Origin of the sequence: Rhizocola hellebori, from assembly GCF_016862955.1 — a bacterium.
GTDB lineage: Bacteria > Actinomycetota > Actinomycetes > Mycobacteriales > Micromonosporaceae > Rhizocola > Rhizocola hellebori.
The window spans coordinates 50,872-71,746 of record NZ_BONY01000008.1 but is presented as its reverse complement, the minus strand read 5'-3'; the positions used below and the strand labels follow the sequence as shown (position 1 = coordinate 71,746).

Here is a 20,875-nt window from a genome sequence, read left to right as displayed (position 1 = left end):
CGTCACCCCTCATGTCGTAGTGCCCGTTTGGGGGGTTCGGCCTCCCACTCCATCAGCTCTGCCTCTATCTCTCGCTGGTCAGCCGCCTGCTCACGGAGGGCCACAGCTTCCTCTCGCCACTGGGCGCTTCTGTCCCGCTGGTCAGCCACGCTGGCCCGTTCGTCGGCGCGACGATCGCGTTGTTCTGCACGACGGTCGCGGTCGTCAGCGTGGCGATCCCGGGATGCCTGATGCTCGTCGCGTTTGTCGGAGGCGACATCCCGCCTCTCGGCGGCGGCCTCTCGAACGGCGAGCCTGTCCGCGCGGGCGAGATGCTGGCGATCGCGCATCGCGGCGTGCTGATCGCGCATCTCCGCCTGGGAGTTCCGAGCCTCGAGCCTGATCTCTCGCTCGTCACTCTCGGCATCGCGTTGGTCGGCGTAGCCGCCGGGGCTCACCCGCCTGCTTTGCCCCTCAGCCACGTCGTCCATGCCATGCCGACGGAATCCATCCGTCTCCATGAGGCCAGCCTACGGCTCCGGAAGCGGACCGGCCATCGGGCGAGCGACCAGCCCATCAGGCGACGTACATGTCTCGTAGCGCCAGCGCAACGCCGCCCGCAACATTCACCACGTCAAAGACGGGCTCGAACGGCCCACCGGCTGTCTCCGGGGAGGTGACCCGAGCGGGCGCCGGCTCCAACGGCGGCGCGGGTTGGTAACCGGGCGAGCCAAGCAAAGTCGTCTGCCGCCAACAGGTTCGCCCATCGACTTGCCGCGGCGATCAGGCCGAATCGCTGGCACCCGCGCCGAGAATCTCCACGCCCGCAGCGCATCGAGTTGACCGTGCCCTGGGCGAGGGCGCCGGTGCACATGTTGCCGATAATCCGTTGCGCTCATGGCCGGCGGGCCGTACCTTGGTGATCAGACGTTTTCATATCAGGGAGAATCGCGATGTTTAGGCAGACGAGCATAGAACCGCAGCAGCCGATGCTGTGCGGTTGCTCGGTGCTGCAATTCGCGGCCCGACCCAATATGTCCAGCAATGGGATCGACTGCCCGGCCTGGCGGCGTGCTTAGACGCATCTGATGCGACAACGCCGCCCCCCGGGAGATCCCGGACCGGGCGGCATTTTCTTTTCCCCTCAACGGTTTCCTCCTTGCCATACCCCGGCATGCCGGCGGTGCCGCACCTTGAGAACTCCACAGTGGACAGCATGAAAACCCGGGCTGGGCAACGCTTTGTGTTGCCGCACTCGGGAATTCCGGGGCGAGGGAGACGGCTAACCCGCCTGCTTTGGGAGCAGGACATACCGAGTTCGACTCTCGGGCCCCGGACTATGCCTTCCAAGCTCAGAAGGTAGAGCGCTCGGTTGAAGCCCGAGAGGTTGCCCGTTCGATCCGGGCGGAAGGCACGTAAGGCGGGTTCGAAACCCTGCTTCCCCAGCGATGCTTCGGTAGCCCAAATGGCAGGAGGCAGCGCGTTCAAAGCGCGCACAGTGTGCGTTCGAATCGCACCCGAAGCACGTTTACCTTTGGAGGGTGGCGCCGTGGTGGCGAAACGGTCTTGAAAACCGCGCCCGGGTCACACCGGAGGGTTCGATTCCTTCACCCTCCTCCAACCGCCGCTAGCTGAGTGGTCTAGCACCGGACTCTTAATCCGGGGAGGAAGGTTCGATACCTTCGCGGCGGACAACAAATGCGTCACGCGCCGGAAGCGCGCGCGGGTCTTCTAAACCCTTGCTGCCGGGTTCGACTCCCGGGTGACGCACATCAGTTCCGCGCGTTCGGCTATTGGCCAGGCCGCTTGGCTTTCACCCAGGAAAGAGGGGTTCGATTCCCCTACGCGCGACCATTCCGATGTAGCTCAACAGGTTGAGCAGGCCCCTGTTAAGGGCAAGGTTCCTGGTTCGAGTCCAGGCATCGGAGCTCATGCCCGCGTAGGCCAACAGGTGAGGCCACCGTCCTTATAAGACGGCGATTGCGGGTTCAAATCCCGCCGCGGGTACCGATAGCGGCAACGCCCGTATAGCTCAGCGGAACGAGCGCCGGTCTTACAAACCGGATGTCCCAGGTTCGATCCCTGGTGCGGGCACGACGCCTTTGTAGCTCAGTGGAATAGAGCACCAGGTTCCGAACCTGGAGGTCGCTGGTTCGAGTCCAGCCGAGGGCACGCCATGCCTCTGTGTCCGAGTGGTCAAGGAGCTGGTCTGCAAAACCAGTGTTCGCCGGTTCGATTCCGGCCGGAGGCTCAACTGCTGTCCACTGTGGACTCCACCGCAGGCGAGCGTTGGCGCTCAGCTGCTCCTCATAAGGGCGGCCTGCCCGGATCGTCACCGGGGCCTGCGACCAGAAAGTGACATCTATCAGCTGTTCAGGATGTGCCGGGTGGTGGCCAGCCCGAGGTGATGGCCTGTGCGCTGGTGCACCGCGAGCGCCTGTTGGGCAAGGCTGGCGGCGTCGGCCTGGTCACCGGCGGCGAGATGGGCTTGCGCCAGCGCGGTCAGGGCGAGGCCTTCGAGCAGGGCGTGGCCGGTTTGACGGCAGATGGCCAGGGCCTGACGGGCGTGCGTGGCGGCCTCGTGGGGGCTGCCCGAGGCGGCCTGTGCGCAGGCGAGGGCGATGAGCGACTCGGCCTCCAACTCCTGGTTGCCCACCTGCAGCGCCAGTGTGCGGGCGCGCAGATGGTTGTCGATCGCGAGGTCATGATTGGACATTCGCAGGTGGATGCTTCCGGCCGAATTCAGCGCGCAGGCGAGGTGTTCATCGTGGGCGGCGAGCTCTGGCAGGGCGAGCGCTTGTTCGGCGTGGTCAAGGGCTTCGCGAAGCGAACCGCTGTCGCGGTGCAGGTCGGCAAGGCTGCAGAGCACCATGCCGACGCCGGGGAAGTCCTCCAGCGCACGGAAGATTGACTGTGCCTCCTGGAGTGCCTGCCGAGCCTCGTCGAGCCGGCCCAGCTCCCGCAGCACGATGCCTAAATTGTTGAGCTGCAAGGCTTTTCCGCCTACAGAGCCCAGATCGCTGTGTAATGTCATGCCCTGCGTCATCGCCTGGGCCGCCTCCGCCAACCGGCCGAGGCGATGGTTGACGCCGCCGAGGTTACCGAGGATGGTGGCGCACCGCGCGGTCGCGCCCATTTCGGCGGCGATGGCCAGGGCGTGCTCGTGGTATTGCACGGCTTCGGGCAATTGGCACAGGCGGGCGTGCACCGTGCCGAGATTGCCCAGCGCGGCGCCCTCGGCCTCGCGCCAGCCTGCCTCGCGGCTCTGCTCCAGCGCCCGCTGATACTGTTCGATGGCTTGCTTGTACTTGCCGGTGTTGATGCGCAGGTGGGCCAGACTGAGGTGGGAGGCGATCAAGCCGGGCAGGTCGTTCTCCTTTTGCGCGGCGGCAAGGCCTTGGGTGGCGATCGTCAGCCACGCCACCGTGCTGGCTCGGCTGCTCAGATAAGGGCGCAGGCCATCGGCCAATCGCCAGGCCCACTGCGGCGGTCCGTATGCCTCGGCGTGGCCGGCGGCGGCCAGGAGGTTGGACTCCTCGTCTCTGAGCCAGCTCATGGCGGCCCCGGCATCTTCGAAGCGATGCTCGGTTGCCGGGCCGGGCAGGCGCAGCGCTTCGGGATAGAGGACGTCTGCGGCGGCGGTTACCTTTTCTTGGTACCAAGTGAAAAGCCTTGAAATAGCGGATTGACGCTCATTGTCGGTGAGGGTCGCGTCGGCCCTTTCGCGGGCATAGAGACGCAGCAGATCGTGGAAGGTGTAGCGGCCGCCGACATGCTCGTCGAGCATGTGGGTCCGGGTCAGCTCGGCAAGCATCGGTGTGACGGTTTGGATTTCGGCTCCAGCGAGAGCGGCCACCGCCGCGACGGTGACATCGTGGCCCGGCGCCAGGCCGAGGAGAGCGAAAAGGCCTGCCGTCGTGGGAGGCAGCGTGGAAAACGACGAGTCGAAAGCGGCCCTGACCGCCCACGAGTCCTCTCCGGAAATCACCAGCTTGCTCAGCGCCTCACCGGCACGCAGGTCTGCGACGTAGGCCGCGGTCGTGTGACGGCGGCTGGCCAGGCTCGCCGCCGCGATTCGCAGGGCGAGCGGAAGGTGGGCGCAAAGCTGGGCCAGCTCGGCGGCCAAGGCGTCCGCCCCCAGCAGGGCATTCAGCAGCTCGCCCGACTCGGCGGCTTCGAGCACGCCGAGTGTCAGGCTGCGCGCGCCATCGCTGACAGCGAGCCCACCCAGCTGAGACCGGCTCGTGACCAGGACGAAGCTTTCGCCGCGGCCCGGAAGAAGCGGCCGGACCTGATCGGCGTCGCGCGCATTGTCCAATAACACCAACAAGCGGCGATCTGCCACCATCGTGCGGTAGAGGCCAACGGCATCGTCGAGCTCGAGCGGAATCTGGGCCGGTGGCGTCCCGAGCGCGAAAAGCAAGCGGGCCAACGCTTCCACAGACTCCACCACCGGGCCGGGAGAATGCCCGCGCAGGTTCACATAGAGCTGCCCGTCAGGGAAAGCCACGTGGGTGTTGTGCGCCCAATGCACAGCAAGCTCGGTCTTTCCGACACCGGCCATCCCATCGATGGCCACTACGCCACCGGCGGCCGCCCATTCATCCAATGTGGATAAAAATGTGGCACGCCCGCAGAAGACGCGCCCGCCCGCGGGAAGCATGGCGGGAACGCCGGCCTTCCGCGATGCCTTGCGCGCCACGGGAGCCTGGCGGGTGCGAAGGATTTCTACCGCGAGGTCGGCAATCTCGCGGCCCGGGTCCAGACCGTCCTGTTCGGAAAGCTCGCGGCGATAGGAGTGATAGAGCTCCAGCGCCTGTGCCTGCCGGCCGCTTCCGTGCAATGCCAGCATCAACCGGCCACGCAGGCGCTCCCGCCGCGGGTAGGCCTGCACCATCGCTAGCAGCTCGGTGGCCACCTGGGCATGCTTGCCCAGCCGCAACTCGGCGTCGGCTAGGTCCTCTACTGCCGCCATCCGCCTCTCATCAAGACCGGTACGGACCACGTCGACATAGGCGCCGGTAGCGTCGGCCAGCGGCTCACCCTGGAACAGGCCGAGCGCTTCACGCCAAAGCTGGGCCGCGCGGCCGTCGTCGGCCTCGTGTTTGGCTTGCGCCGTAAGCAGATCGAAGCGCCCGGCATCAACACTGTCGGCAGGCAGGGCCAACCGGTAGCCGAACCTGTCGCTGAGCAGCGCAGACTCGACTCCAGCCCCCGCCAGCTGAGCGCGGATCGCCGACATAGCGCTGTGCACCTGCGCTCTGGCCCGGTCGGGCGGCGCGCCGCCCCACATCGCCTCGGTGATGGCCTGGTGCGACATGGGGCGGCCGGAGTTGAGCGCGAGCAGCGCGAACATGCCACGAGCTTGCGCGCGGGGAATGGCATATGTATGTCCACCTGCGACGATGCGTACAGGTCCCAGCACCGTCACCCGCACCGGACCCACCCTCCCGACATAGCGGCACAGCATAGGCGCGGTGCGCGATATCAGGATGGTCTCATGCCCTGGGCAGGGCAATCGGGTATCGGGACGAAGGGGGCTATCAGTAAGTGAACCTTCCAGTGGCTTGCGCCAGCGAGACCATGCAGAAGCTGCGCCAGTTGTCGAACGACGTGGTGAGCCCGCCGGACTTTCCGATCCGGGCCAGGACGGCGCGGGAATTGGTGTCGCTCTGGCCACCCCACACCCCATCCATGGAGGTCGGGTAGCCCCAGATGTAGGACAGGGCCGCCTGGACCATCAACACCTGCGAGGTGGACCGGTTGAAGGTGTTGGGCTCGCTGTTGTCGGCGTGGATGTGGTTGTGGTGTTCGGTGTTGTAGAGATAGTGCAGGACGACCCCGCAGTGGGCGTTGAGGCTGGCGACCGTGCCCCAGTACCAGCGGCGCGTGTTGTAGAGACTGTCGCCGCTCCAGTTGCGCCAGATGTCGTACCGGCTGTAGAAGGCGGTGATCGTGGTGCCTAGCCCGGAGACCTGGGCGAGCAGGCGCGAGATGTCCATGGCCCGGCCATACATGTGCATCCCGGGCTTGTCGCCATGCACGCCGTTGGACCAGATCTGGATCGGCGAAACCCAGAGGGTTGGGGTGTAGCCGTACCAATCCTGCATCCAGGCATCGAGTTGGCTGTGGAAAGCGGTGTTGTACTCGAAGTTCGTTCTGACGGCGGTGCCCGTGTTGAGGTTCTCGTAGTAGGTGGGCTGGTTCCAGATGGTGTTGTACTGCACCACGTTGTGCGCCGAAGCCGGGCTCGCGCTGCCGATGGCGAGGCCGGCTCCGGTGGCGGCGCTGAGCGCGAGCAGCTTGCGCCGCGAGAAGCTGTGACGAGTTTCCATGGAAGCCACGATCGAGGCGAACGCTGCACGTGCGCTGCACACAGCCTAAACACGGGCACTGGAATAGGTCAGGCCGCGCCAAAAGGGGCACGGCCACTCGGTGTCAGCTTTGCTGGTAGCACACGGCGGCGACACCGCAGGGTGCGTGCAGCTGAACGTAGTAGGCCCCTTCGCCGAACCCGAGGTCGGCGCCGCCGATGAGGGCCACGAAGTCCATGGGCTGGCCGCATGAGGTGCAGTCGGCGTGTTCGGCGTCCTGTATCCATTGGGGATGCCCGCCGAGGGTGGAGCCGCCCTCGTGCCAAGCATCGGCCTGGTAAGGCGTTGCCCGGCGGGACCCGACTCGCGGCAGCAGCGAGGGCGGCTCTTCGGTGGACCGCCGAAGATAGCTGGGTGCGGTGTTGTGCGGCGACCAGACCGAACCGCCGTCGGAAGTAATCTGGCTGTAGAGCGTCGTGTAGCAGGAGCACAGAAAACAGGTCTGCACCCGCAGCCGTCCGGTGAAACCGGTGTGGACAAGGGCTTCCCGGACCTGGTCGAGGTCGGAGTCCAGATCCAGGACTGTCCACAATGGAGAGCTGCACCAGGGACACGCCGGGCTTTGACTCGCCGGTGCCGGTGACATGGTCAGCTCGAAGGCTGTGGTAGAGCACAGATCGCGGCTGGCGCCGTCGCGGCTGAGGGCCCATCCGCCCTGCAAGGCGTAGGCCAGCGCGGTGATGTGCAGCTGGTCCGATCCGGCCGGCGGGCTTGTCTCCCACCGCCTCAATGCTTGCGCAGCAAGCTGACTGCGGGTGTGGCCGAGGATGAGCAGCAAATGGTTCAGCTGATCGGATGCATCGCCGCTGTCGATGCGGTCGATGACTTGGCTGACGACGTCGTCGCCGGCCGCGCGATACAGGACCGGCGGCCACAGCACCCCCAGGTCGAGCATCATCGGCAGATGCCCGGCCAGACTGCCAGGATCTGCGGCAGCGATCTTTTCCAGTTCGTGTACGGCATCCCAGTCATCATTCGCGGCCGCCCGCACCAGATCCTCAAGCATGCGGCCGATCGTAGACGCGGACAAAACCCATCTGAAAATCTGTTAGCGTGCGCGGGTGGAAGATCTGGGACTCGTGGCTTGGCCGCCCGCGCCGATCAGGACCGAGCGGCTCGTGCTGCGTGAGTCTGAGGCGCGCGACCGTGCGGCGTTCATCGAGCTGCTCACCTCGGCAGAGGTGAACACCTACCTCGGCGGCCCGCGACCGCGTGATGAGGTCGAGCGCGAAATGCCCGAGGTGCCCGCGCGGTGGCCCGGGAGCTTCGTCGTCGATCTCGATGGGGCCATGATCGGCCAGATCCTGCTCAGGAGGGCAACCGGCCACAGCCGCCCGGCCGCGGTGGGGAAGGCCGATCTCGGCTACCTTTTCCTGCCCCAGGCATGGGGATTCGGGTACGCCGCCGAGGCGTGCGCGGCGGCGCTGCGCTGGCTCGCCGGTGTGCTTCCCGGCGAGCCCGTGGTGCTCACCACCCAGAGCGCCAACGTCGGCTCGATGCGCCTCGCGGCGAAGCTGGGCTTCCTTGAGGTGGAGCGGTTCGAGGCCTGGGACGCCGAGCAGTGGCTCGGCATGAGGTCCCCGGCCGCTGCCTAAGCCGCCGGGGTCACGACTATCCATTCGGGCCTGACCCACCTGATCATTTCATTATTGATCATGTGCCTCAGTGCGCCGATTTTGTCATCGATTCCGGGCAAAGCGGCGAACAGCTTTGCGGTGTTTTTGCTGGCGGGCCAGACCGGCACCACAGCCGTGCCGTCGTCGAGGATCAGGACCGCAACGGGACTTTCCCGCTGGTCCTTGCGGGTGGATACGGCCAGCTTCTTCTCTCGGATCCGTCCGAACAACACATAGTCGATCGCCTCGGGCACCTGCATGGCGATCATCGGATACGGGCCGAATTGGGACAGGTCCTCCGGGCCGAGCACCTTCTCGGCGTCGAAACCGGAGGCCGCGCTGAACTCCAGTGTCTGGAACCGAACCTTGCGTTCGTCGGCGAAACGAGCCGCGCCGATCTTGGGGAAGGGTGTGGACAGCTGCTGAAGCGACGGCTCCTTCAGCGGCTCGTACCAGCGAAACTCATGGGTTTCATCTACCCGGGGCTCGAGGCGTGGAGTCTCGGCCCAGCGCTGTCTGGCTTCGTGCTCGGTGTGGCCGCGGCTGGTCTCAAGACGCACGAAGCGGCCGGACACGGAAAGCCCCGACTCCGGGTCCTGGCGGGCGCCGTGGAACACGAAGACGAGCAGCATGCCAAGCTCCGGCTGTTCGGCCCGCTGGCGGTTGATAATCGGCTCGCGTCTCTTGACCTCCTCATTCATCCGCTGTGCGCTGGTGTAATCGATGATGACGTTCAGGATGAAGTTCGCACCGGCGATGGCCACGGCGACGCCGGCCGACTTGACCTCTGCCTTCCGCGATGCGTCTCCCCGGCCCAGCTTGTCGGGGTCGAGGGGCAGGCTGCGAAGCTTCTTTCCGCCGGTCTTACCTGCGCGCTCGGTAGGCGCCGCGCTCTTCGGAGGCGGGATTGCCTTGGCGGGTGGACGTTTCGGCGTTGGCGGCGCTTTGAGGCCGAGGATGTTGCGGCTGATGCGAATCAACTCTGGATGTTCGGAATAGACGGTCGCATAGAGCCAGGCCACCTCGCTGCGCGTGATTGATGCGCGAAGATGCGTTTTGGTTTTACGCCCAGCGAAAACGCGGAACTGAATATCGCCAACCTGTTTGGTCCACAGGTCGTGCCGCGGCCCTTCCACCGCGACACACGGCGCCCTGTCTCCGTGGATCCGGGATCCGACGTCGAGAAGATGTTCGCGTCCGACGATGTGGGCGGCCACCAAACCCAGGCCTTTTGCTTTGTTGAAGGCTTTGAGCTCATTCCACGGCCCGACCCAGACCGGTCCATGGCCGCGAACGTTGATGTCCCAGATCTGGCCCTGCACGTGTTTTGGCTCCGGGATGCCGTTGAGCCAGAACGGCACCGGTGGCGTAGACATGGGCGGTTTCCGCGGCGGCGATGCACCTGTCCCGCCCGGCGGGCGTCCCCGGGGCGGCCGGTCAACGCCCGCGCCGGCTCGCACGCCGACGGGATCGACTAACGTGCCGCCCACGCCGCGGCCGGCGGTGCCGCGCTCGTCCTCAGGTTTGCCCATCGTCGTGTCTTAGGTGTCGACGACGATGGGGGAGGCGTCCCTGATGATGACCTTCTCCGTGTCGGGATCGTCCAGCACGCCCTCGATCAATCGGGCTGCCAGGCGCAGCTGTTCAAGTCGTTTCGTGACCAGGTCCGCGGCCGCCTGCTGCACGTCGAGCGCGCGATGTCTGAGCTTGAAGTCCTCAAGCAGCGGGCGCGCACCCGGCAGGCATTCGATGTAAAGGCTGTCGGTCGGGATCACGATGCGCTGGCTGTCGGGCTTCGGGTCGGCTGTGCGTGCCTGCCAGGCCGCGTCGATGGCCGGTTTCAGTTTGCTGAATTCACGTGCGGGGAGGTGGTCCTTGAGGCAGCAGACAAGGCGCTCGAATTCGGCGAGCGTGACGTTGTCGCGGTCACCCGGATCGCTCACTCCGGTGACCGCGTTGGAGAACGGCGCGAGAAGGAACGTCACGAGTGGATTCCACGCCTGAACCGGAAACACCATAGCATTGCCGACGTAGCCCAGCGGCATCGCCAGGTCAGCCACCTCGTTGAGCCGCTGGCTGCCGTCCAGCCGCAGGTTGCAGGTGGCGGTGACGTTCAGCGGCGATAGCCAGGTGGGAGCGCGCGGCGGCTGGCCCGACGCGCTCGCCGCATAGGTGACCGTGCCCTGCACTCGCGGCACGGTCACGTCCCGCAGGCGCAGGAAGCGCTGATCGGGGTTCTCGTGGTTCAGCAGCGCCTGCTGGTAGTAGATGATGTTGTCCTTGATGTGCAGCAGCAGGCGTTCCACCTGTATCGCTTCGGTGGCGTAGGTGGCATAGGCCCGGTTGTACGCTTCTGTGGCGCGCTCCAGTTGGGCCACTTCGGTTTTCAGCTCTGACTCGATCTGCTCGGCCGTCTGCCGGCGCTCGGCCATCCGCTGCGCGACGTCGTCGCCGAAGACCTCTCGCACGCGCTGCTCGTCGTTGCGCCAGCCTGGGTGTTTCTCGTCGTAGATGCGGACTCGCAGCTGTTCGAACACGTTTCTGGGATCGGGCAGCGGAAACGGTGAGCGCAGAATCTTCAGCTGGCGGCCCAGCTCGGCGACGATGCCGTCCTGCCGGTTCAGGTGCGCCTCCAGTTCGATGGCGATGCCTCGGTCGGCGAGCAACCTGCCGGAGGTCGCATAGTCCATCGCAGCTACGAAATCGGGGTCGAGAAGGACCCGGCGCACGATCCAGCCATGGCGCACCAGCCAGGTTTCGTCGATCTCGCTCGGGTCAGGCAGGTCATGCGCCACAAGGACTATCGGCGTCACCTTCACCAGCCGCTCGGAAACCTCGAAGCGCCGCTGCAGCTCGTAGAAGAGGTAGGTCACGACGAGCTCGTCGTTCGGGTTCACCACCTCGCTGGTCTCCGAGAACTCCTCCTCGGTCGTGGCGGTCACGGTGATCTCGGTGGAGATCGTGCGCTTGAGCGCTTCGCTCTGCTTGCGGGTCGCTTCGCGAAACGCCTCCTTCGTCGCCTCCGACGAGCGCATGGCGCCGACTGTCCACACGCTTGTGGTGGAGGTCGACGCGGCGCCGGGAACCCCGCCGCCGGACTCGTTGGTGAGGCTGAAGTTGGTCTCCAGCTTGGTGTTGCGGACTATCTTCGCAATATCGCGCTGCACGTCCTGCGACTCGCTGCTGTAGGTCGACTCGCTGGCTTCAGCTCTCTTGTCCTGATAGGTCCGTCCGGTCTTGCGCCGCATCGAGTATTTGATCGACGACTTCGGGGCGAGCGGGATCGACTTGACCAGCTCGCCGACCTGGTGGCCCTGTGGCCGCCACTCCTGCCGATAGGTGAGCAGCAGACCGTAGGTGACCGCCGGCCCTGATCCGTCGGCGCCGAAGGCGGTGAAACCGTAGTCGGCTTGGCGCAGCTGCCGCAGCTTTCTGAGGAACCAATGCACATCGGCAAACCGGTCGCCGGTGCGCTGGCGTTTGTTCCCGGTTTCCGCAATATATTGACCGCTATCGCCGTGACCATCGGAGTGACCACTGCCGAAAACGCCCGCCAGAGAGCCGGCCGCGCCTTTGGCCAGATCGGTCACCGTGTCCAGAGGGTTCGGTAACGACAGCGCCAGCACACCCGGTACCACGGAAGGTGATTCGAGGGGATTGGCGGCGGCCAGCAATGCGGCTTCGTCGGTCACCGCATCAATGACGTCCTTGCCTGCGGCACGATGGGGCGTCAGGTCGCCGCCCATGTCCTCCATGGCCATCACGAGGTCGGTGATCGAGTCCACCAGCCACCTGTCCGGCTTGTGCCGCACGACGAGGTCGGAGGCGAGAAACAGCCGCTCGAAGTCGAACTCGGCCACCGTGTCGGACGGGCCGTCGCGCAGGAACAGCCCCGTAAGGTCCTTGCCCACCGAGTCCGCCGTGGCCCGGCCGATGCTCGCGTCGAGCGGCAGGCCGACCATATCGGGCGAGTTGAGCAGGGCAGCGACGGATCTGTTGATGTCAGCGAGAGTCGCCTCCGCGGGTGTCGCGGCGGGTGTGCCGCCACCTCCGTTGCCGTCGCCCTCCTCGCCCTCGCCGCAGCGTTCGTAAGGTGGCTCCCGGTCACGGCATCCCACCGAGACCACGTCGCGCCGGAACCGGGTCGCCGGCCCCTCGGTGTGCCGCGGCCCGAACAGCAGCGCCTCGATGTCCGCCGAGGACACGGCCGGCAACGGGTTACCAGAGGCATCGAGAAGATTCGCCGCGTCGCGATCGGTCACATCGACCAGTGTGTTGATGGTGACCTGGGTGGCCCTGTTCCTCAGCGCCGCGTCGAGCAGGCCGCGCATCCGTTCGGCGACCGATTTGCCGGGCGGGACGACGGCGTCCGGGAGCTTGTTGTTGGGCAATCGCAGCGGGCCGACCGCGCGCTCGAACAGCGCGTCAGTCACCTCTTTGCTGATCGTCGCCCGGCGCGTCCTGGACTTCGTCGCCGCCTTGCGGCGCACCACCGCCACCGCATCGCGGACCTCGGCCTGAGTCCGCGCCCGCTCGGCCGCCAGCCCGCGCACCGACCGCCCTGCGCCGGCGTCGGTGCCGCCAGGCTGAATGGTGGGCACGCCGCGCAGCGCCTCGGCCGGCACCGTGATGAGCATCCGGTGCGTGCCCGGCCCGGCGATGCGCACCCGGCGGACAAGGTGCAGCAGCTCGCTTCCACCGCGCGACGACACCCGGTCGGGCGCGAGCAGCGCCACCGCCAGTCGCATCGGCGAGCCTGTCCCGTCGGCGGGGAGCACTATTTTGAATTCGCCTGCGGAGCCGGTGATGTCCGAGCCCAGGCTCACCTGGCTCGTCACCTCATCGGCATCGCCCTCCGCGAGCGTCGCCGCCCCAACCGCACCACTACGCGACAGGTCGAAGACCTCCACGACCACTCCAGCGGCCGCAGAGCCCGACCCCTCGACGACAACCCGCCCGGTGAGCTCAATCATCAATACTGACTTTAAGGCCAGAACGCCTGGGAGACTTCGCTTTTTAAAGATAGGCGGGTACCTCGGTCGGGTGACTTGCCCGCCGGGGTGTTAGCGTCCGAAATGGATGCCCCCACCTGTCGCGAAAGGATGCCATGGGTTGGTACGGGCTGGGCGCGGATCAGATCTACTACGAGGACCACGGCCGGGGCGACGCTGTGGTGCTGCTGCCCGGCTGGGGCGGCAGCATCATCGACCTCGATCGTTTGCGCCGCGAGCTTGTCCACGGGTTTCGCGTCATCGCTGTCGACCTGCCGGGATCGGGACGCTCGCAGCCCCAGCCACGGCGTTACCCGCCGACCTACTACCGCGACGACGCCCACACTCTGCTTGGCCTGCTCGACGAGCTGCGGGTTGAGGTGGCCCATCTGGTGGGCTTCAGCGACGGCGGCGAGGAGGCGCTTCTCATGGCGGCGCTGCAACCGGCCCGGCCGCTGTCGGTGGTCACCTGGGGTGCGGCGGGTCAGGTTGTGGCGTCGCCGCGGATGCTGCGTGGGCTCGCGCACCTGCTCGACGATCCCCTCGACGAGCTCAAGCCTTTGGCCGCATACCTAGCCGAGAAGTACGGTGTGGACGAAGCCCGGATCATGGCTGATAGCTGGGCGCAGGCCCTGACCGCAGTCATCGACGCGGGCGGTGACGTCAGCCGCTCCATGGTGGGCCGCATCAGCTGTCCCGCATTGCTGATCACCGGTACCCACGACCCGTTCTGCCCTCCGAAATTGGTTCGCGAGATGGCTGAAGCCATGCCCCGCGGGACTTTCCTGGAGGCGACCGGGGGAACCCATGATGTCCACCTGTCACACGGCAGCTGGCTGGTATCCACTATCTCTTCCTGGCTGACCAATCACTAACGCCGCAATGGTTTGCTCACGTTCGGTGAAGGTTCAATGTGGAGGTTTCCCTTTGACTTGGATCATGCTAGCTTTCCCTGACCGATCGTCTGATCCGCTGCGCTGAACGGGTCTATTTGGTTGGCGCAATGGCCAGCGGTCGCCCAGTAATTCGTATACGTCCACAACCGAAGGGGAGTCTGCGTATGGGGAAACACCGTCGATCCAGAACCGCCTTGCGAAGACAGGCAAGCGTCATCAGATCGCACCGAGAGCCCGGCACCGTGGGGCGGCGCACCGTACTGATGTCCACCGCGCTCGGCGCTGTGGGTGTGCTAGTCGGCGCAAGCACGTTGTCGGCGCCCGGAATTGCCTCGGCGACCGAGACGACAGCGGAGCCCACGTTCGGTGCCGGCCTGTTCGACGTCGATCCGGACCAGGGCTCGATCAGCCAGGATCCGAACACGGTGGTAGCCGGGAACATTTCCGCTTTTCCTGAGGACTGGGAGTTCTAAATGGGGACAGCGGCAGGAATGATTGCGCAGGCTCGCAAGCTACTGGGCACCCGTGAGTCTCCGCCCGGCTCGAATCACAACTTCATCACCTCCTGGTACGGCTTTGACGGCCCGTGGTGCGAGATGACCATCAGCTACGTGGCGGCCCACTCGGACAACCTCTCCGCGGTGCTCGGCAAGTACGCGTGGACAGTGGGGCGCGCCCAGGCCTTCAAGGACGCCGGGCGCTGGCACTACGGGCTCGGCGGGGTCAGGCCTGGCGACATCGTCTACTTCGACTGGAGCGGCGGGGGACGCATCAGCGGAATCGACCACGTCGGCCTCGTGGAGGCGGTCCACTCCAACGGCACCATCACCACGCTGGAGGGCAACACCTCCAACATGATGATGCGGCGGGTACGCCGCGCGTCGATCGTTGGCTATGGCCGTCCGCGATACAACGGCTCGGCGCCCATGCCCAGCACCGACGGCATCCTGAGGGTCAACTCCACCGGCAATGCGGTCAAGACGCTGCAGGGCAACCTCAACAAGGTCATGGGCTCGAAGCTGGTCGTCGACGGATTCTTCGGTTCCGACACCGAGATGGCGTTGAAGGCTTTCCAGTCTAAATATCGCCTGGAGGTCGACGGCGTTTACGGCCCGCAGAGCGCGGCGATGATGAAGGCTGCGCTTGCCGGCAAGACGGCGCCCATCCCGCCCAAGCCCAACCCGCCTGCGCCGGCCCGGCTCGTGGTCGATGGAAAGTTCGGCCCGACTACCTGTGCGGCGATGCAGCGCGCGCTCAACTCGCACGGCGCCAAGCTGATCGTCGATGGCGCGATGGGTCCCCTGACCAACAAGGCGCTGCAAAAGCACGTCGGATCGGCCCAGGACGGCATCATGGGCCCGAACACGATAAAGGCCCTGCAGCGAAAGATAGGCGCGACCCAGGACGGCATCTGGGGTCCGAACACCACGACGAAACTGCAGCAGAAGCTGAACGCCGGAACGTTCTAAGCCAAGCCCGGACCGATCGAGCAGTGAGTTGCTCGATCGGTCTTGGCGTGCAGGGGGCGATCATCCTATGTGGTCCTCATGCATCGTGTGATAGTGCTGCCAAAGGCTGAGGTAGGGGAGCTGTTCGTTGGCCCAGTAGGCGCGTCTCCATTCGCCGGCCCAATGCACCAGCAGCACGCGCTGCACCTGAGACGCGATCAGCCGGCCCGACTCGACCTCGCCTATGTCCGCGCCGGCCCATTGTTCCTGCGGAATGGTCGGGTCGCCGGTCTCCCGCGCAATGCGTGACAGGCTGGAGTAGGGCCGCCCGGAGGTCACTACCAGGTAGTTCAGCAACGGCTGCTCGCGGCATTTCAGCTCCATGTGCGCAGCCATTCCGGCGAGGCTTGTCACGTTGTCGTGCACCAGGCGCGTGTCGATGAGACCCGGCCGGGAGGCGAAGAACCCGGTGTTGGCGGCGTAGTCGATCTGCTCCGAGGTCAGCGCCGATGCGGCGTAGATCGAGTCCTTCCACACCCAGCGCCTTATGCTCGCCATGTTGGAGTGGGAAGTCACGAAGTCGTATTTGCCGAGGTGTTCGAAGACGAAGTCCACCGGCTCCAGGACCACGGTGTCTGAGTCGATGTAGAGAAATTCGTCGAACTGGCCTTTCCATAGCGCCAGCTTGCGGTAGTGGCCCCAGGTCTCACCATTGTGGAAGGCGCGGCTGATCGCGTCGCAGCGCCGCAACTCTTCGTCGTCGCGCCACCGGGTAAAGCCGTATCGGCCGGCCAGCCGGGCCACCTGCGCGTGATCATCGTCGAACGGCACCAAGCACAGAGCGATGTCCGGATTGTTGGCACGAAAGCTGTTCAGAAAGGTGACCGCGAAATCAAGAATGGCGTCGTTGGCCAGAAAGTACACGCCGCGCTTCATGTCGCCCCCTTTTGTTTACTCGTCAAACATATAGGACGCTCCTTTAAATAGGGAATTTTGTCGATGTGGCGGCTGAGGAACCCGGCGTAGTCATGATTCATGAAGCTACTTAAATTCGTCACGCCGTTCGCGATAGCGGCAGCTTTGGTGATAGGCCCGGTGCCCGCGACGGCGGCGTTGCCCGACCTGTGGGGCTTTGCCTACCTTGACAACGCGACGCCACCGCCGAACTGGGTCATGGATACGGCTCGACAGGCGGGCACGTTCCAGACCGTCTGCCCCGGTCGCCGGGCCACCGCCACCCGCAACGCGGCCGGGTCGTATTGGGTGAGGTTCCCGTGCACAGGGACACTGCGCGGCGTTGCCCATGTGACGGCCGTCGACGCCACCGGCGGCTTTTGCGAGGCAAGCGAGTGGGGCCTAGACAACGGCGACGAGGTGGTCGAGGTGTTCTGCTTCGACGCCGCTGGCGCGCCGGCCGACCGGCGGTTCACCGTGATGTTCAGTACGAGCTCGCAACCGGCGCCGGGGCGCGCCTACGGCTACCTGCTGGCCGAGGCGACGGGCGGGTTGCTCACGTCCTACAACTCGCTGGCCGGGGTCAACTCCTCGGTCAAGCTCAGCACCGGCTTCTACCGGGTCACGCTGCCGCGGCTGGCGCCGGGCTCTCTGGCGGGCAGCCTGCAGGTGACAGCGGTCGACATCGGCGCCGCGCCGCGCCGGTGCAAGGTCAGCGACTGGACCTACCGCGTCAGCGATTACACCGTCTACGTCTCGTGCTACGACGCGGCAGGCAACAAGGTGGACAGCAGATTCACCCTCTCTTTCCATCACAAGAGCACGGTTTACGGCGGGCAGAGCCCTCCGGCCCGGTACGCCTACCTCCTCGCGCCGAACATCGCCTACGCCGGTACCGATGCCAACTCCGCGGGCGGCGTGAACTCGGTGACAGCGCTGGGTACGGGGGCCTGGGAGGTCACCTTCCCGGCGGTCGGCGCGTCGCTGACACACCTGCAAGTGACCGCCTTCGGCGGCTCGGCCGTCTATTGCCAGCTGACCTCGGTGTGGCTGGTGTCCGCGGCCAACGATCTCACCGCGCCCGTCGGATGCTTCCGGCCCGGCGGTGCCCCCGCGGGCAGCCACTTCTTCTCCACCACGGCCTCCATCTGAGCAACCCCAGCCGTCTCTAGGCGGGACCACCGTCCCGTCTGGAGACGGATGGCATAGATGATCGTCTCCCCTTTCGGCAAGCGATCAAGGCGTGGCCGGTTGTAGCGTCAGCAGATCCGATCCCGGTGACGAACGGAAGGAAGGCAGATATGTACAGCATCTCAAGAGGACGGTGGGCGGTTGCGGCGGTGTTCTCGCTTGCTGTCTCGATCCCCGGGCAGGCCGCCGCGGTCGGGCCGGATGTCCAGCGGGCGCCGGACACCGCGATCGTCCTTCCCGGCGCGATCTCGGCCGAGGGCATTGTCAGAGGACCTGGCAACACCTTCTACGCCAGCGATTTGTTCGGGGGCAACATCTACAAAGGCAACATCAAGGCAAAGACCGCCGAGCTGTTCATCGATGTGCCCGACGGCCGGGCGTCGCTGGGGATGGCCTTGGACAAACAGCACCATTTGCTTTTTGTGGCCGGAGGCTTCACCGGCCAGGCCTATGTCTACGACACGAAGGACAGGTCGACGCTGGCCACCTTCCAATTCGGCACTGCGGGAGAGGCGCTCATCAATGATGTGGTACTGACACCCACCGGTGCGTGGTTCACCGACTCGCTACGGCCAGTTCTCTTCTTCGTGCCGCTCAACCCCTGCGATGGTGTCATCGGTCAGTTCACCGCGCTTGAGCTGAGCGGTCCGGCCGCCGACGCGCAGGGCAGTTTCAATCTCAACGGCATCGAGGCCACGCCGAACGGTCGGACGCTGATCGTCGCCCATACCACGAACGGCCAGCTCTACACCGTTGATCCGGGCACCGGCAGCAGCGCCCTCATCGCGGGGATCGACGTCCCGACGGTCGACGGGCTGGTGCTCAAGGGACGCGACCTTTGGGCCGTGCAAAACGCCGCGAACCAGATCAGCCGGATCAGGCTCGCCCAGGATCTGAGCAGTGGCCAAGTCGTAGGTGTCACCACCAGCTTGCTGTTCGGGGAGCCGTCGACGGCCGACCTGTTCGGCAACACGCTGGCGGTCGTGAACACCCACTTCAGCACCGGTGTGCCGCCGACCGCGCGACAGTACGAGGTCGTGGTGCTGGACGCCTACTGACTTCAGCTGCGGGGCATACTCCGGCGCCTAACTGAGTGGGATTCACGTCTGCCAACGGTTTGGCGTTGGAGACATTGACCGCTACCCTGATGCCCGGCCGTGTGACAGTCAGGCCGCCAAACATCCCAACGGTGCCGGTGGAAACCCTACTGCCAGCACCGTTTTCGCGGCTACGAATCGTGATGGGATGGTTATTGGTGTCTATTGGTCCATAAAGGACACAGCGGAGACTCATGAAACTCGTACGTATAGCTATGGTGGTGGCCGTCGCCGTCGCGACGGCGATCGGTGGCTCGGGCGTGGCGATCGCCGCCGAACCGGGCCAGGTGCAAGGGCTCACGGTCACCGCTTCCGACGGATTCGCCACCCTGGCGTGGCAACCGGTCAGCGGCGCTTCCGACTATCAGATCGAGCGGACGCCGGTGGACGCGAACGGAAACGCGACCGGGTCATCGGTGATCACCGGTCTGTGGCGGCCCAACCGCCAGGTTCACCGCGAACTGCCCACCTTCGCCGACGCGGGGTTCAGCCCCGGCAGCCGGTTGCGGTGGCGGGTGCGGGCCCGGATCGGCAGCACGGCGCAGCCGTACTCGACACCGGTCTCCGCCCTCACTCCAGCACCGTGGGGCGATCCCGCGGTGCCGGGCGAAAACCTGCGTACGCAATGGGAAAGCACCCAAGCGGCCCAGTTCACCAGCGAGGCCAACGAGTCCTCGTACACGGCGGAAATCGACAGCCGGAGCGCCAGAGTCCGTGTTGTCCAAATAGGGCAGACAGTTCAGGGTCGTCCCATCAACATGTTCGTCATCGGTCATCCGGCACCGCCGGCTACCCCCGCGGCTGTGGCGGCGACCTCCCCATTGGCGATCAACTGCAATGTGCACGGAAACGAGCCCGGGGACAGGGAAAGCTGCCTGATCCTGGTGCGAAAGCTGGCTTTCAGCAACGACGCCAGGACGATCGATCTGCTGTCGCACACCACAGTGCTCATCGTCCCGTCGATCAACGGCGACGGACGCGCCGCCAACACCCGGGGCAACGCCACCGGCCAGGACCTCAACCGCGACTACTCGCTCATCCGTGCACCCGAGACCTTCGCTTTCGTGAAGATGCTGCGCGACTACCGTCCGGTGGCCGCTTTCGACGGGCACGAATTCGGCAACAGCAGCGCCGGCGACCTGCCGATGCTGCCGCCCCGGCACCAAAATGTCGCACAGTCCATTTTCGACCAATCGCAAGACATGATTGTGCGGCACATGTACGACCGGGGTGCACTTGCCGGCTGGTGGCCATGCCCCTACGGCTGCGCCAGCGGCGGCAGCGTGGGCCTCAGCGAGGAAACCATCCTGCGAAACACGCTGGGGCTCAAGAACGTCGCCAACTCGTTGCTGGAGTTGCGTTCCTCGGGCGGCACGACCCGTCCCGACGAGAGCAGCGCCGCAAACAACAAGCGGCGCAAGACATACTCGGCGATGTGGACGTTCAACGAGTTCCTGGACTACCACCGGGCGAATCTGGCCTCGATCCTGGCGTCCCGCAAGGCGGCGGTCGCCTTCCAGGTGAGCAACACCGGCCGGATAGTGTTCCGGGGCTCACGGCCCATCCCGGCCTTCGCGGCCCCGCACCCGGGAGAGAGCCCACCGCCCGCCGACGCGCCGGTGGCCAGTGCCATTCTCAACCAGCCGCCCTGCGCCTACAAACTGACCGAACAGCAGTATCACGGTGCGCGCAGTGACGGTTTGACGGCGGCGGAGCGCATCGACGCCCATGGCTGGAAAGTGATCACGGTGGCCGACGGGTACCTCATCCCGCTGGCCCAGCCCGAGCGAGGACTGATACCGCTCCTCCTCGACGCTCAGGCGACCGAGGAACTCCTTGGCGCGCAACGCGTGCTGCCAACCTTGACCGGGACGTTGACCGGGCCTCTCGACGTGGCGGCGGGAACAGTTGCCTGCCTCGCCGGGGCGACGGTTCAAGGACCGGTGACGGTTCGGGCGGGAGCTGTCCTGATCGCCACCGGAACCACGTTCTCGAGCTCGGTCACAGCCACCGGTGCCGCGGGCGTGTTCCTGGGCGGCGACATGCTTAGCAGCACATTGAGCATCACGGGCACCACGGGGGCGGTTGTGGTCGCAGCCACCGAGATCGTCCTGGACGTCGTCGTGTCGAACAACACAACCAGCGGCGGGGCGACCCTCATCACCGGCAACGTGATGCGTGCTGCGTTGCGCTGCGACACCAACTCGCCGGCGCCGGTCAACATCGAGATACAGAACACTGTCACCGGTTCTCGAACCGGGCAGTGCGCTGCGCTGTAACACCTTTCGAAGCCGCGGTCACCGGTTCGCTGAGCCGGTGGCCGCGGTTC

The 20,875-nt window shown here is 65.7% G+C and carries 14 protein-coding genes and 10 tRNA genes; 17 read left to right on the top strand and 7 right to left on the bottom strand.

Features of this window, described 5'->3' with window-relative positions:
- Nucleotides 1-2 precede the first annotated feature (2 nt).
- Nucleotides 3-500 (bottom strand): hypothetical protein, encoded by a 498-nt coding sequence (locus Rhe02_RS08045; protein WP_203907461.1) that lies wholly within the window; start codon nucleotides 498-500, stop codon nucleotides 3-5.
- An 820-nt stretch (nucleotides 501-1,320) separates the two neighbouring features.
- Between Rhe02_RS08045 and Rhe02_RS08040 the strand changes: the two genes are divergently transcribed.
- The 10 genes from Rhe02_RS08040 (at nucleotide 1,321) to Rhe02_RS07995 (ending at nucleotide 2,230) form a co-directional block, all read left to right on the top strand.
- A tRNA-Phe gene (locus Rhe02_RS08040) sits at nucleotides 1,321-1,393 on the top strand.
- A 36-nt stretch (nucleotides 1,394-1,429) separates the two neighbouring features.
- A tRNA-Leu gene (locus Rhe02_RS08035) sits at nucleotides 1,430-1,504 on the top strand.
- Between the two features lie 11 nt (nucleotides 1,505-1,515).
- Nucleotides 1,516-1,599, top strand: a tRNA-Ser gene (locus Rhe02_RS08030).
- A gap of 1 nt (nucleotide 1,600) precedes the next feature.
- Nucleotides 1,601-1,671 (top strand) — tRNA-Lys (locus tag Rhe02_RS08025).
- An 87-nt stretch (nucleotides 1,672-1,758) separates the two neighbouring features.
- Nucleotides 1,759-1,833, top strand: a tRNA-Glu gene (locus Rhe02_RS08020).
- 1 nt (nucleotide 1,834) lies between these two features.
- Nucleotides 1,835-1,907 (top strand) — tRNA-Asn (locus Rhe02_RS08015).
- Between the two features lie 5 nt (nucleotides 1,908-1,912).
- Nucleotides 1,913-1,986 (top strand) — tRNA-Ile (locus Rhe02_RS08010).
- Nucleotides 1,987-2,000: 14 nt separating this feature from the next.
- A tRNA-Val gene (locus Rhe02_RS08005) sits at nucleotides 2,001-2,073 on the top strand.
- A 4-nt stretch (nucleotides 2,074-2,077) separates the two neighbouring features.
- Nucleotides 2,078-2,151, top strand: a tRNA-Arg gene (locus Rhe02_RS08000).
- Nucleotides 2,152-2,157: 6 nt separating this feature from the next.
- Nucleotides 2,158-2,230 (top strand) — tRNA-Cys (locus Rhe02_RS07995).
- 114 nt (nucleotides 2,231-2,344) lie between these two features.
- Here Rhe02_RS07995 and Rhe02_RS07990 read toward each other — a convergent pair.
- The 3 genes from Rhe02_RS07990 to Rhe02_RS07980 form a co-directional block, all read right to left on the bottom strand.
- A complete protein-coding gene (locus Rhe02_RS07990; RefSeq protein WP_203907460.1) occupies nucleotides 2,345-5,335 on the bottom strand; it encodes an AfsR/SARP family transcriptional regulator in 2,991 nt (996 codons plus the stop codon).
- 187 nt (nucleotides 5,336-5,522) lie between these two features.
- Nucleotides 5,523-6,314: a hypothetical protein gene (locus Rhe02_RS07985; protein WP_203907459.1), complete on the bottom strand. Its 792-nt coding sequence runs from the start codon at nucleotides 6,312-6,314 to the stop codon at nucleotides 5,523-5,525.
- A 103-nt stretch (nucleotides 6,315-6,417) separates the two neighbouring features.
- Nucleotides 6,418-7,359, bottom strand: a complete 942-nt coding sequence (locus tag Rhe02_RS07980; RefSeq protein ID WP_203907458.1) for a hypothetical protein — start codon at nucleotides 7,357-7,359, stop codon at nucleotides 6,418-6,420.
- 55 nt (nucleotides 7,360-7,414) lie between these two features.
- Here Rhe02_RS07980 and Rhe02_RS07975 point away from each other — a divergent pair, with 55 nt between their 5' ends.
- Nucleotides 7,415-7,948 (top strand): GNAT family N-acetyltransferase, encoded by a 534-nt coding sequence (locus tag Rhe02_RS07975; protein ID WP_203907457.1) that lies wholly within the window; start codon nucleotides 7,415-7,417, stop codon nucleotides 7,946-7,948.
- Here the strand turns inward: Rhe02_RS07975 and Rhe02_RS07970 are convergent.
- On the bottom strand, nucleotides 7,945-9,345 hold the full coding sequence (locus Rhe02_RS07970) for a hypothetical protein (protein ID WP_203907456.1): 1,401 nt from the start codon (nucleotides 9,343-9,345) through the stop codon (nucleotides 7,945-7,947). The genes Rhe02_RS07975 and Rhe02_RS07970 overlap by 4 nt on opposite strands.
- A gap of 165 nt (nucleotides 9,346-9,510) precedes the next feature.
- Nucleotides 9,511-12,942 (bottom strand): hypothetical protein, encoded by a 3,432-nt coding sequence (locus Rhe02_RS07965; protein ID WP_203907455.1) that lies wholly within the window; start codon nucleotides 12,940-12,942, stop codon nucleotides 9,511-9,513.
- Nucleotides 12,943-13,076: 134 nt separating this feature from the next.
- Between Rhe02_RS07965 and Rhe02_RS07960 the strand changes: the two genes are divergently transcribed.
- From Rhe02_RS07960 to Rhe02_RS07950, 3 genes are all read left to right on the top strand, one after another.
- Nucleotides 13,077-13,835 (top strand): alpha/beta fold hydrolase, encoded by a 759-nt coding sequence (locus tag Rhe02_RS07960; protein WP_203907454.1) that lies wholly within the window; start codon nucleotides 13,077-13,079, stop codon nucleotides 13,833-13,835.
- A 263-nt stretch (nucleotides 13,836-14,098) separates the two neighbouring features.
- Complete coding sequence (locus tag Rhe02_RS07955) at nucleotides 14,099-14,329, top strand: hypothetical protein (protein WP_203907453.1); 231 nt, start codon at nucleotides 14,099-14,101, stop codon at nucleotides 14,327-14,329.
- On the top strand, nucleotides 14,330-15,325 hold the full coding sequence (locus tag Rhe02_RS07950; protein ID WP_203907452.1) for a peptidoglycan-binding protein: 996 nt from the start codon (nucleotides 14,330-14,332) through the stop codon (nucleotides 15,323-15,325). It begins immediately after the preceding gene.
- 60 nt (nucleotides 15,326-15,385) lie between these two features.
- Here the strand turns inward: Rhe02_RS07950 and Rhe02_RS07945 are convergent, their stop codons facing one another.
- Nucleotides 15,386-16,240 carry a glycosyltransferase family protein gene (locus Rhe02_RS07945; RefSeq protein WP_203907451.1) on the bottom strand — a complete coding sequence of 285 codons (855 nt, stop codon included), beginning with the start codon at nucleotides 16,238-16,240 and terminating at the stop codon, nucleotides 15,386-15,388.
- A 99-nt stretch (nucleotides 16,241-16,339) separates the two neighbouring features.
- On the opposite strand from Rhe02_RS07945, the gene Rhe02_RS07940 reads away from it, so the two are divergent.
- The 3 genes from Rhe02_RS07940 (at nucleotide 16,340) to Rhe02_RS07930 (ending at nucleotide 20,825) form a co-directional block, all read left to right on the top strand.
- Nucleotides 16,340-17,410 (top strand): hypothetical protein, encoded by a 1,071-nt coding sequence (locus tag Rhe02_RS07940; RefSeq protein WP_203907450.1) that lies wholly within the window; start codon nucleotides 16,340-16,342, stop codon nucleotides 17,408-17,410.
- A gap of 149 nt (nucleotides 17,411-17,559) precedes the next feature.
- Nucleotides 17,560-18,507, top strand: a complete 948-nt coding sequence (locus Rhe02_RS07935) for an SMP-30/gluconolactonase/LRE family protein (RefSeq protein WP_203907449.1) — start codon at nucleotides 17,560-17,562, stop codon at nucleotides 18,505-18,507.
- Between the two features lie 233 nt (nucleotides 18,508-18,740).
- Entirely contained in the window at nucleotides 18,741-20,825 is a 2,085-nt protein-coding gene (locus tag Rhe02_RS07930; RefSeq protein ID WP_239123533.1) for a M14 family zinc carboxypeptidase, read from the top strand.
- Nucleotides 20,826-20,875: the final 50 nt, after the last annotated feature.